The sequence below is a fragment of the Cyanobium sp. BA5m-21 genome, from assembly GCF_024346235.1.
Classification (GTDB): Bacteria; Cyanobacteriota; Cyanobacteriia; order PCC-6307; family Cyanobiaceae; genus Cyanobium_A; species Cyanobium_A usitatum.
Genome location: NZ_JAGQCO010000060.1, coordinates 1 through 11,142 on the forward strand (window position 1 = coordinate 1; position 11,142 = coordinate 11,142).

Genomic DNA, 11,142 nt, shown 5'->3' on the forward strand with positions numbered 1-11,142 from the left:
ATGGACAGTGTAACGGCTCGTCAGGCGAGTGCATGCATTTGCTCTATCACATGTTTCTGCTGCTGCATAGAAAGCGCTAGGCCCGAAGGAAGGTAAAATCCATTGCGCCCTAGCATTTCAGCTACAGGAGCTTCAAAATCTTTAAAAAGTCCCATATTTTGAAATATTGGCTGGAGGTGCATTGGCCAGAAAAATGGTCTTGTTCCAATACCTGCTTTTGCTAATTCTCTAGCCAAGCTATCTTTATTCCGGTGACTATTATCAACCACGCCAAAAACCCAATATAAATTTTTGGCATATTGTGTATTGTCTTGCGGAAGTGCCGCAAAGGGGAGGCTTGCAAGTGCTTGCTGGTATTCAAGGCCTATCTCGCGTTTCCTTTTTAGTGCCTCATCTAATCTTTCGAGCTGCCCCAACCCAAGCGCCGCCTGCAAATTCGTCATCCGGTAGTTCCACCCCAGCTCCTCATGCACAAAGCGCTGCTTGGCCTGAAAGCAAAGATTGCGCAAAGAGCGACATCGCTCAGCCAGTGCAGGGTCGTCAGTCACAACCATCCCACCCTCTCCGGTGGTGATGTGTTTATTGGGGTAGAAGCTGAAGGTACTGATATGGCCAAACGAGCCACACGGTTTACCCTTGTAAGTGCCGCCTATCAATTCGGCTGCATCTTCAATCACGGCTAAGCCGTGGCGGTTGGCCAGCTCGAGAATCGGGTCCATATCCACGGGAAGGCCGTAGATGTGCACCACCATGATTGCGGCGGTGCGGGGGGTGATTGCAGCAGCCACCTGTTCGGGCACCATGTTCCAGGTGTCGGGGTCGGCATCGACCACAACAGGGGTGGCGCCGGCGCGCACGATGGCGGCGGCGCAGGAGATGATTGTGAAGGTGGGGAGGATCACCTCATCGCCGGGGCCCAATTTGAGGGCGGCCACGGCGATGTCGAGGGCAGCGCTGCCGTTGGCGCAGGCGATGCCGTGTTGACGGCCCACCCGGCGGCTGAAGGCCTCCTCAAACTGGCTTACGAACGGCCCTTCCGACGAGATCCAGCCGGTGTTGAGGCACTCCATCACCAGCTCTTTTTCCCGCTCGCCGATTACGGGTTCGTTGACGGGGATGAAGTCGCTCATGACTTTCGCAACACAAGGCACACGCCCCAGGTGGCTGCCGAGGGCGGTGCGCCGGTGAGCCATTCCTCGGCGGTGAGGCGCTCGAAGCCGGCGGCTTCGGCCAGTAGGTCGAGCTCGGGGAGGGAGAAGTGGCGCATTGGGTGGGTTTCCTCGAAGGAGTGGAAGGCGCCAGTGGTGAGGTCTTGGGCCATCACGGTGTAGTGCACATCCACGCGGTTGGCGTTGGGGTGGAGTGTGGGCTCGGCGATGCGGGTGATGGCGAGATCGGCAGTGTGGAGGCGCTTGACGCGCAGCTCTGGCCGCTGGGCAGCCACGGCGGGGGAGTACCACACGTCGAACAAGAACAGGCCGCCGGGATCGAGGTGGTGGGCGGCGTTGGCGAACACGGCCTGCACGGCTGGGTTGGTGGTTTGGTAGCTAACCACATGGAAGAGGGAGAGCACGGCGTTGAAGCGACGCGGCAGCTGGGTGGTGGTGATGTCGCCCTGCTGGCAGCTGAAGCCTTCGGCCTGCTGGGCGGCGGCCACCATGGCGGCGCTGCGCTCAAGGCCATGGACGCTGTAGCCGCGGGAGGCGAGCAGGCAGCCGTGGCGGCCGGTGCCGGAGCCGAAATCGAGCAGCTCGCGGCCGGCAATGCTGTGGCGCTGGAGCAGCTGATCCACATAGGCGGCTTCAGCTCTGGAGTCTTTCTCCTGGTAGAGGAGGTCGTAGTAGCGGCTGCTGAGTTCGAAGGGTTGGCTCATGGCTTGATCACGGCATGATCGGCGCTGATGCCCTCGAAGCGGGTCTTGTCCTGGTCGCCGGCGTAGGGGCCTTGCTTCACCTCGATCATCTCGGTGGGTTCGAGCATCTCGAAACCATGGCCGCCGTAGGCCAGCAGGATCACGTCGCCGGTTTCGAGGACGCGGCTTTCGAGGTAGGTCTGGTCGTCGTCGTAAAAGTCGACCCGCACACGGCCGGATTTTATGAACAGCACTTCCTTGGTGTATTGAACCTCTCGGGGTACAGGATTGTGGACGTGGGGAGGAATTACGTAGCCCTCGGGACGATTCATGTAGCCGAGCTGCTGAGAAAAGTCATCAGGAGAAAAGAACTGAATACCATTTTTTTTGTAAGAAGTGCGCAGAATGAGAGCAATTACACTTCCGCTATTAATGATTTCGTCAAGCATTTTCAAGCAACTCCAGGATTTGGACAGCCTCAATCGATAACGCTTCAATACTATTATTTTCGGTGACCAGCTTAAAGCAATTATCAGACAAAAATTTGGCAAAAACTTGATCATCTAGAATTCGCCTTATTGCGGAGGCAAATTCATCTGCAGTATCAGCAATCAGTAAATGCTCCCCATCAATTACTGGAATCCCTTCGGCACCAAGAGTCGTCGAAACAATAGGAACATTACAAGCCGCAGCTTCGAGAATCTTAAACCGCGTCCCCGACTCAAATTTTAGCGGAACTAAAGCCACATTTGAATGGCAAAGGAATGGCAACACTGAATCAAGCGTCCCAGTAACAGTTATACCAGGGCCCGCCCTATCCCCAAATTGACTATCTGAGTTTCGACCAACAATATAAAAGTGTATATTAGAATATGATTCATAAAGTATGGGCAAAACCTCATCTAAGACCCACTTTGCAGCCATATTCATGGCTGAATTTGGCCCATATGAGCCAGCCAAAAATATACATGGGTTCACAAAACCCTCAGGACGCGCAGGCACAATCTTATAGCTAGTGACATCAATTACATTTGAAAATAAATATATTCGTTCTGGATGAGAAGCAATCGAGCGATAATAAGCAGCATCAACCTCGGAAACGGCTGTAGTTACTTCACATAGTTCAACCCATTCTTCCTCTTCATTCTGCTTTTTCTTTCCATCAATCTGAATCTGCTGCCTTCGCGGGCCTTCCGCATATGGCAGCTCGCGTAATATAAAACGAGACCAAACACTGTCAGTATCACATACGACTTTGATATTTGGCAACCTTTTCTTAAGAGTCATGATCAATGGAAACGAGATATTTCCGTAACCAAACCAAACAACATCAATGTCATTTACCATTATGTAGCGAACTAACTCTCTAAGATACTTGGGATTTTGTTGATGCAACAGGCGCCCGAAGATGCGTTTGAATAATCGGGCTATCCGATTATGTTGAGGAGATTGGTCAAAATACGTTATATAGTTGCGAGCAAACTTAGAAAAATAAGCATCTGTGTTTGCAACTTGGTTTGAAGGCGCGTAAGCTCTATGGCAAATATCTAGCTCGCATACATTTGAAAGGGCCTTAATCGAGTTCTCGATTCTTAACTGAGGGCCCCCTGCTGCAGGGTGCTCTAATATTGGAGTTGTGAAGAGAACTTTCATTTAGAATTACCGGTTAGATCTAAGTCAGCCAAGACCATTTCTTCGATAATCCGATCTAGGCTTTTAGTTGGCTTCCAGTTTAGAAACTCGCGCGCTTTCGCCGAGTTGCCGCACAGAGGAATAGTTTCACTTGGGCGAAAATGAGCGTCGCTGATATTAAGGTATTTATTATAGTCAAGGCCTACGACCTGAAAAGCAAGTTCTAAGAAGTGACGAACATCATGCAACTGGCCTGTGGAAATCACAAAATCTTGTGGCTCATCTAACTGAAGCATTGCATGCATTGCTGATACATAATCAGGTGCGTAGCCCCAATCTCGAAGCGCATTGACGTTCCCTAGCTCAATTCGATCAGTCAGTCCATGATAAATCTTGGCCACAGTCGAGGTTATTTTTCGTGTCACAAATTGAAAGCCCCGTCGGGAAGACTCATGATTGTATAAAATGCCTCCGGCGATAAAGAGATTATGATTAGTACGATAGTTGCTTGCCAAATGAAATGCAGCCAACTTGGAAATACCGTATACAGATCGTGGATTAAAAGGTGTTAGCTCGCTTTGCGGCGAGCTGGGTGCATTGCCAAACATTTCGCTAGATCCTGCAAAATAAACCCGGCACTCAGGCACTAGTTCTCTAAGGCTTGCCAACAGAGAGTGCGTGGCAGTAAAGTTATTCGTCAACAATGAGGCTTCGTCATCAAAGCTGTAGCTAACAAAGCTCGAGGATGCAAGGTGGTAGCATTCATCCGGTTTTATCTGTGAGATAATCTTGTAGATGCTTAGATGATTTTCGATAAACCCTACATGTAGATGAATACTAGACTCGAAACCTACAAGGTTCACTCTCCTCCGTGAATCTTCGAGACTTTCTCGCCGCACAATCCCGTGGACTTCATACCCCTTTGATAGGAGTAGCTCTGCTAAATATGAACCATCTTGTCCAGTTATTCCAGTTATCAGTGCTTTTTTCATTTGGTGAGTCTGTCACAAATTAACAGCTTCCGAGTGTCTGGATATGAAGGTGCTACTTTTACTTCAAAGCCACGGCTATTGATAAGGCTTATAAGAGCCTGAATGTCATAACCGTTGATGATGTTAGAGTTATTGAAGTACGCAGGGAAGAAACTGGGCTCATTGCAGATCATCGCATCATCTGCATTTATGAACTCTAAGATTAATCGTTCTTTGAAAAGAGGCTGTAGTGAATTGAGGACCTCTTCAAGGCTCATTCCCAATCCCAATACTAAGTGATGGATGATGCCTAACGCAAGCACCGCATCAGAACGAAGGCGGTCTCCTGCGTTTATCAGAACTAGGCTGTCATCATAAATTGAGCACTTGTCCTGGGTCAGATCAGTAAAGCTCAACACCAGGGGCAGTATGTTGAGGCAATCTCTGTTGACATGCTGATACAAGATATCGATGCACCCCTCATCAATGTCAAATGCCACTACCTTTTTACCTAGCCTTTCAGCCATCAAGGCATACCAGCCTGTATTGCAGGCCACGTCTAGTACAGAATCTATACTCGGAATATTTAAAGCATCATGCACACCCTTCTGCTTTTCGTTCCATTGTCTGCAGTAATTCCAATCATGATTCTCGCCTTTCTCTTTATAGTAAGAGGCATAGGCTGTGGCGCTAGCCGCAACAGACAAACATTGCACATGGTGGCGCATATCAGTGTAAAATGCTATCAGGCTAAACCTATTCTTGAGTCTAGAATAAGCAACTTTCTCTCTGTAAATGGTCGCGAGAAAACTTAAGTACTTTCTTAGTGAGCGTAGGCTCTTGTTCTTTAAAGTAAAACATTCACTAAGGGCAATAGTCTCAGACGAGGCGTTCAGAGTTGTATTCTCAATTCGCGGCCTTACTCGGTCCCTTTCTCCGTAAGCATACATCAAGAGAGGATTTAGGAAGTAGGGCTGGAACATCCGAGCGAAAATCTCTCGCACAAGCTGAGCTGCACGAATGGTGTTATGAGAGTTTCTGAATTTACGATTGGCCTCTAGATAGTTTTCATTAAACAGGCCCTTCTCAGTCACTATAGATGTAAAATCGACAAATACAGGACGACCACGGTCAAAGAGAATATTCCAAGGATGTGCATCTTTGAGAGTTAATCTTTTGGATAGCAACTTTTCCAAGAGTTCTAAATGAAAAATTGCGGCATCCTTTAGCATGCTGGCGCACCACTCATGTGGATAGGACACATACGCAACCTTCCGATGCTGCAGAGTTAGTTCACTTATCCCCCTGAGCCCAACTGGCAGATCTTCATCCCTGCATACTGTGGTCTCAATGATGCCACTAATGCCTTCCCCGACGATGTTTAATACATCCGTAATATTCTTGATATGTTCGGTGTGAATAGGGCGATATACAGCAGAGTCGCCAATATACACGCTTCCTTGGCTGTCGCAACTTGAAATTTTAATGATCATGGATTTTACTTGCTTGCCAGTCTCGAGTAGATTTGTAAAAGCAAAATAACTGCAGCTAGATTTTCATGCTTATCTATAAAATGCTCCATTCAGCATCGGACAAAACTGGGCCTTGATGGCTCGGGTCGGGCATCTTGCCTGTGCCATAATAATTGATACTTGCTATGTTGAATCTTCCTGCTTCTTGCCAGGACTCTAATAGTTGATTTTGTTCGTACAACGCAAGTTCTATAATATAGCTGCCCGCATTAAGAATAGGGCTTTTGAGGATGGCCGTGGCGCATGCCGTGAAGGAGATGTCAAATTCAGGCTGGAATTGAAAATATGTGTGGAGTGTAGTGAGTCTAAAGCCATGAATAGTGTTTATTCCGATGCCTATGCGAGCCTTATTAATTTTCGTTGGAGAAATTACGTGTATTTCGAATTTTATTGGCTCGCCAGTGGTGAACTCGTCTTTCTCTTTATCGTCTATAGATCTAATTGAAAATTCAACATTGGCATACTTCCCGGCCAAGGGCTCGGATTTCGATGCACTTGAAAGGCTCATCATGGCATATTGATTTACTGCCTCAGTGGCTTGGCCTGCAAAATAGTTTTCGCCCTGAGAAAGAAGCAGGCCCTTGTTGCATAGGCTTAGTATGGCAGGCATATTATGGCTGACAAATAGGACTGTTCGCCCCTCTCGATCCGCCACATCCTCCATCTTCCCCAAGCACTTCTTTTGAAAACTGGCATCCCCCACCGCCAGCACCTCATCCACCACCAGGATCTCCGGCTCCAGGTGTGCTGCCACCGCAAACGCCAGCCGCACATACATGCCGCTGGAGTAGCGCTTCACCGGCGTGTCGAGAAACTTCTCCACTTCGGCGAAGTCCACGATCTCATCAAACTTGGATCGAATCTCCCGCCGCATCATCCCGAGGATAGCGCCATTGAGATAGATGTTCTCCCGACCCGTGAGCTCCGGGTGAAAGCCCGTGCCCACCTCCAGCAGGCTCGCCACCCGCCCACGGATCTCCACCCGGCCCGTGGTGGGTTCGGTGATGCGGCTGAGGATCTTCAGCAACGTGCTCTTGCCTGCCCCATTTCGGCCGATGATCCCCACCCGCTCACCCCGGCGGATCTCGAAGCTCACATCCTTCAGGGCCCAGAAGTCTTCCTCACCGTTTGATGGGGCATGGCGGCGGGCACGACTCAGCTGGCCGGCCAGGGTGAACGGGTTGGCCCAGCGGCCCAGGGCTGCAGCCTGATGGGCCACCGCATCGCGCAGGGTGTTGTGCCGCAGCTGCTGCTCATGCTTGATCGTGTATTTCTTGCCCAGGCCTTCCACCCGGATCACCACATCGGAATCGTCCATCTCAGATCACATCCACCAGGGTTTTCTCCGTAGCCCGGAAGCGCAGCACACCCACCACGCTCAGCACCGCCACCAACAGCAGAGACAGGCCGATGCTCAATGGCTGCACCACCGCGCTTTTGCCCAGCACCGCCCAGCGGAAGCCTTCAATCACGCCCACCATCGGATTGAGCCCATAGAGAAACTGCCATTGCTCCGGCACGATCGTGGTGGAGTAGGCCACCGGGCTCACGTATTGCCCCATCTGCACCACAAACGGCACCAGGAAGCCCAGGTCGCGGTAGTGCACCGTCCAGGTGGCGATCAGCAGCCCCAGCCCCATCGAGAAGGCAAACACAACCAGCAGCCAGAAGGGCAGGGTGAGCAGCCGCCAGGTGGGCCAGTAGCGATACCAAGCCATCAACCCCGCCAGGATCACAAACGACAGCGCGAAATCCACCAGACAGGTGATCACCGATGCCGCCGGTGCAATCAGCCGCGGGAAATACACCTTGCTAAACAGCCCCGCTCCGCTCTGCAAGCTGCCAGCCACGCTGCCCAGCGCACTGGCGAAGAACTGCCAGGGCAGCATTGCCGCAAACACCATGATCGCGTAGGGCGCATCGCCCTCAGTGGGCAAATTCGCCAGCTTGCCGAAGATCACGGTGAACACCACCATCGAAAGAAACGGCCGGATCAGCGCCCAACCCACCCCGAAGGCCGTTTGCTTGTAGCGCACGGTCACATCCCTCCAGGCCAGGATCGCGAATAGCTCCCGGTAGCGCCACAGGTCTTTCCAATACTGCTTCTCGATCCGGTTGGGCTCGAGCACCAGCACCTGCTGGCTGGGGTCTGGGGCTTGGCGCCGTTTAGGAATAGGGATGGGAGGTTTTTTCACAAGGTGTTCAGGTTTCAAGCGGCCAGAACGGCCCGGATGGTGTTGCAGATGTGGTGCACCTGATCGCCGCTGAGATCGGGATAGATGGGAAGGCAGAGCACCTCCTGTGAAGCCCGGGTAGCCACTGGATAGCGCGCCGGATCGGCGCTGGCATTGCTGCGGTAATACTGAAACTCCGGGATCAACGGGTGGAAATAGCGCCGCGGCACCACGCCGGCGCTGCGCAGCTGCTCCACCAGGGCTTCGCGATCCACTGCCGCCTCCGGCGTCACGCGCACGGGCATGTAGGCGTAGTTCGGCCTCAGGGCGTTGCTGTAGGTGGGCAGGATCAGCCCTGGCACCCCCGCCAGTTGCTTGAGGTAGAGCTCAGCCACCCGCTGCCGCTCGGCCACGGTCTGCTCCATGCCCGGCAGCTGGGCCAACCCCACCGCTGCATGCAGCTCGCTCATCTTGGCGTTGATGCCGTTGGCCGCCACCGTGACCTCATCCACGAAGCCGAAGTTCTTGAGCCGGTCGATCCGCTTTTTAGTTTTCGCATCCGGGCAGATGATCGCGCCACCCTCGAAGGTGTTGAACACCTTGGTGGCATGGAAGCTCAGCACGCTCAAGTCGCCGTGCTGCAGCAGCGAGCCGCAGTGGCAGTCCACCCCGAAGGCATGGGCGGCGTCGTAGATCACCTTGAGGTTGTAGTCGTCGGCGATGCGCTGGATCGCCTCCACATCACAGGGGAAGCCGTAGCAGTGCACCGGCAGGATCGCCGTGGTGCGCGGCGTGATGCTGGCTTCGATGCTGGCCGGATCCAGGCAGAACGTATGCGGGTCGATGTCGGCAAACACCGGCTCCAAGCCGTTCCAGCTCAGCGCCTCGCTGGTGGCCACAAACGAAAACGGCGTGGTGATCACCTCCCCCTGCAGCCGCAGCGCCTTGAGCGCAATCAGCAGCGCCAGCGTGCCATTGGCAAACAAGGAGATGTGCTCCACCCCTAAGTGAGCCGCCAACTCCTGCTCTAACTGCTCATGCAGCGGCCCGCCATTGGTGAGGATGCGCCGCTCCCACACCCCCTCCAGCAGCTTGGTCACGTCCGCCAGCGGCGGCAGGTGCGGGCGGGTGACGTAGATCGGGTCTGGGGGGCTGGGGGCTGGGGGCATGGGTGGGAGCGGGGGTTGGTTTGGACTCGGGGCGCGACAGGTGGGGTTGGCGGCCAGCCAGGCGGCCAGGTCGGCCGGGCCCTGGAAGTCGAGCAGGGCGTGGTTTGTCTGCTGTGATTAAAAGTGCGTCATGTTTGAGCGCCAGAGCCTGCTCATCGGCACGGGGAAATGGCGCCCAGCCGCTCGATCAGCCCTCGCCCACGGTCCACACCTGCAGCCCCGCCGCTCGCGCCGCGCTGGCATCGGCCTTGGCGCGAGCATCAAACAACCAGGCCGGCCGCCGCATCAGCTCCCCCACCGCCGCCCAGTCGATCTGGGCAAACTCCTGCCATTCGGTGAGCAGCAGCAGGGCATCGGCGCCGCAGGCCGCCTGCTGCACGTCGGGCACCTGGTGCCAGCAGCCCGCGCCATTGCCATCTCCCGCAGGCTGACCCAGATCCTGCTCCAGCTGGCGCTCGCTCACTTTGGGATCCACGATCTGCAGCACCGCCCCCTCCTCGAGCAGATCCCGGCAGATGCGGATCGCCGGTGATTCGCGCGTGTCGTTGGTGTCGGCTTTAAAGGCAAAGCCCAGCACCCCAATGCGCTTGCCGCTCACGGTGCCAAACAACCTGTTCACCACCAAGCGGGCGATGCGCTGCTGCTGCCAGGTGTTGAGTGTCACCACCTGCTGCCAGTAGGCCGCCACCTCGTGCAGGCCGTAGTGGCCGCAGAGATACACCAGGTTGAGGATGTCCTTCTGGAAGCAGCTGCCGCCAAAACCAGGGCCAGCCTGCAGAAATTTCGCCCCAATGCGGCTGTCGGCCCCGATCGCCTTGGCCACCTCGCCCACGTCGGCGCCGGTGGCCTCGCACAAGGCCGCGATGGCATTGATCGAGCTGATCCGCTGGGCCAAAAAGGCGTTGGCGGTGAGCTTGGAGAGCTCTGAGCTCCAGAGATTGGTGCGCAGGATGCGTTCTGCCGGCACCCACTGGCCGTAGATCGCCGCCAGCGCATCGATCGCGGCGGGATCCTCACCGCCGATCAGCACCCGATCCGGCGCCTGCAGATCGGCTATGGCCGTGCCCTCCGCCAGAAACTCCGGATTGGAGAGCACTGAAAACGTTTTGCCCTCGGCCCCTGGCACGGCATTAAGGATCGTTTGCACCGTTTCAGCGGTGCGCACCGGCAGGGTGCTCTTTTCCACCACGATCGTGTGGCCCTGGGCGCAAGCGGCCACCTGGCGGGCGGAAGCCTCGATCCAGCGCAGGTCGCTGGCCTGGCCCGCACCCACACCCTTGGTTTTGGTGGGCGTGTTCACTGAGAGGAACACCATGTCGGCCCCGGCGATCGCCGCCTCCACCGCGGTGCTGAAGTGCAGATTGCGGCCCCGCGCCCGGCCCACCAACTCATCTAGCCCCGGCTCATAGACGGGCAACTGGCTGAGGTCGGGATCGTTCCAGGCGGCGATGCGCTCGGCGTTGAGGTCTACCACCGTCACCTGAATGCCGGGGCAGCGATCGGCGATCACCACCATCGTGGGCCCGCCCACATAGCCAGCGCCGATGCAGCAGATGGAGCGGATCATGCGCCGAGCGCCTCCCGGAAATAAGCGATCGTGGGCTCCAGCCCCTGCTCCAGCGCCACCGTCGGCTGCCAGCCCAGCTCCTGTTGCGCCAGCTCGATCACCGGTTGCCGTTGCAGCGGATCATCCGCCGGCAGCGGTTCACAGGTCAGCTGTAGGTCGGGGTTGATGCGCGCGCGCACCAGCTCGGCCAGCTGGCGGATCGTGAATTCACCGGGGTTGCCGATATTGATCGGGCCGGTGTGGCT

General features: G+C 55.0%; 10 protein-coding genes and 1 pseudogene. All 11 read right to left on the minus strand.

Annotation, left to right across the window (positions count from 1 at the left end; translation table 11 throughout):
* Positions 1 to 20: 20 nt before the first annotated feature.
* Positions 21 to 1,130 (minus strand): DegT/DnrJ/EryC1/StrS family aminotransferase, encoded by a 1,110-nt coding sequence (locus KBY72_RS12810; protein ID WP_254960200.1) that lies wholly within the window; start codon positions 1,128 to 1,130, stop codon positions 21 to 23.
* The gene (locus tag KBY72_RS12815; RefSeq protein WP_254960199.1) at positions 1,127 to 1,873 is read right to left on the minus strand and encodes a class I SAM-dependent DNA methyltransferase; all 747 of its coding nucleotides are present in this window, start codon (positions 1,871 to 1,873) and stop codon (positions 1,127 to 1,129) included. The genes KBY72_RS12810 and KBY72_RS12815 overlap by 4 nt, the downstream gene beginning before the upstream one ends.
* Entirely contained in the window at positions 1,870 to 2,184 is a 315-nt protein-coding gene (locus tag KBY72_RS12820; RefSeq protein ID WP_254960198.1) for a hypothetical protein, read from the minus strand. The genes KBY72_RS12815 and KBY72_RS12820 overlap by 4 nt, the downstream gene beginning before the upstream one ends.
* Before the next feature lie 109 nt (positions 2,185 to 2,293).
* Entirely contained in the window at positions 2,294 to 3,505 is a 1,212-nt protein-coding gene (locus KBY72_RS12825) for a glycosyltransferase (RefSeq protein ID WP_254960197.1), read from the minus strand.
* Positions 3,502 to 4,476, minus strand: coding sequence for a GDP-mannose 4,6-dehydratase (locus KBY72_RS12830; protein ID WP_254960195.1), 975 nt, complete (start codon positions 4,474 to 4,476; stop codon positions 3,502 to 3,504). Before KBY72_RS12830 ends, KBY72_RS12825 begins: the two co-directional genes overlap by 4 nt.
* A complete protein-coding gene (locus KBY72_RS12835; RefSeq protein ID WP_254960194.1) occupies positions 4,473 to 5,948 on the minus strand; it encodes a class I SAM-dependent methyltransferase in 1,476 nt (491 codons plus the stop codon). The genes KBY72_RS12830 and KBY72_RS12835 overlap by 4 nt, the downstream gene beginning before the upstream one ends.
* A 73-nt stretch (positions 5,949 to 6,021) precedes the next feature.
* Positions 6,022 to 7,305, minus strand: a complete 1,284-nt coding sequence (locus KBY72_RS12840; protein ID WP_254960193.1) for an ABC transporter ATP-binding protein — start codon at positions 7,303 to 7,305, stop codon at positions 6,022 to 6,024.
* Position 7,306: 1 nt separating this feature from the next.
* Positions 7,307 to 8,182, minus strand: a complete 876-nt coding sequence (locus KBY72_RS12845; RefSeq protein ID WP_315859557.1) for an ABC transporter permease — start codon at positions 8,180 to 8,182, stop codon at positions 7,307 to 7,309.
* A gap of 14 nt (positions 8,183 to 8,196) precedes the next feature.
* Complete coding sequence (locus tag KBY72_RS12850) at positions 8,197 to 9,330, minus strand: DegT/DnrJ/EryC1/StrS family aminotransferase (RefSeq protein WP_254960192.1); 1,134 nt, start codon at positions 9,328 to 9,330, stop codon at positions 8,197 to 8,199.
* Positions 9,331 to 9,517: 187 nt separating this feature from the next.
* The gene (locus tag KBY72_RS12855) at positions 9,518 to 10,897 is read right to left on the minus strand and encodes a nucleotide sugar dehydrogenase (RefSeq protein WP_254993747.1); all 1,380 of its coding nucleotides are present in this window, start codon (positions 10,895 to 10,897) and stop codon (positions 9,518 to 9,520) included.
* Positions 10,894 to 11,142, minus strand: a pseudogene (locus KBY72_RS12860) (SDR family NAD-dependent epimerase/dehydratase); the annotation flags it as partial. The pseudogene KBY72_RS12860 and the gene KBY72_RS12855, both read right to left, overlap by 4 nt.

What these genes read in the sequence shown, in the direction of transcription:
- KBY72_RS12810 (WP_254960200.1), bottom strand. Translation starts at nt 1,130, where the DNA reads ATGAGCGACTTCATCCCCGTCAACGAACCCGTAATCGGCGAGCGGGAA.
- KBY72_RS12815 (WP_254960199.1), bottom strand. Translation starts at nt 1,873, where the DNA reads ATGAGCCAACCCTTCGAACTCAGCAGCCGCTACTACGACCTCCTCTAC.
- KBY72_RS12820 (WP_254960198.1), bottom strand. Translation starts at nt 2,184, where the DNA reads ATGAATCGTCCCGAGGGCTACGTAATTCCTCCCCACGTCCACAATCCT.
- KBY72_RS12825 (WP_254960197.1), bottom strand. Translation starts at nt 3,505, where the DNA reads ATGAAAGTTCTCTTCACAACTCCAATATTAGAGCACCCTGCAGCAGGG.
- KBY72_RS12830 (WP_254960195.1), bottom strand. Translation starts at nt 4,476, where the DNA reads ATGAAAAAAGCACTGATAACTGGAATAACTGGACAAGATGGTTCATAT.
- KBY72_RS12835 (WP_254960194.1), bottom strand. Translation starts at nt 5,948, where the DNA reads ATGATCATTAAAATTTCAAGTTGCGACAGCCAAGGAAGCGTGTATATT.
- KBY72_RS12840 (WP_254960193.1), bottom strand. Translation starts at nt 7,305, where the DNA reads ATGGACGATTCCGATGTGGTGATCCGGGTGGAAGGCCTGGGCAAGAAA.
- KBY72_RS12850 (WP_254960192.1), bottom strand. Translation starts at nt 9,330, where the DNA reads ATGCCCCCAGCCCCCAGCCCCCCAGACCCGATCTACGTCACCCGCCCG.
- KBY72_RS12855 (WP_254993747.1), bottom strand. Translation starts at nt 10,897, where the DNA reads ATGATCCGCTCCATCTGCTGCATCGGCGCTGGCTATGTGGGCGGGCCC.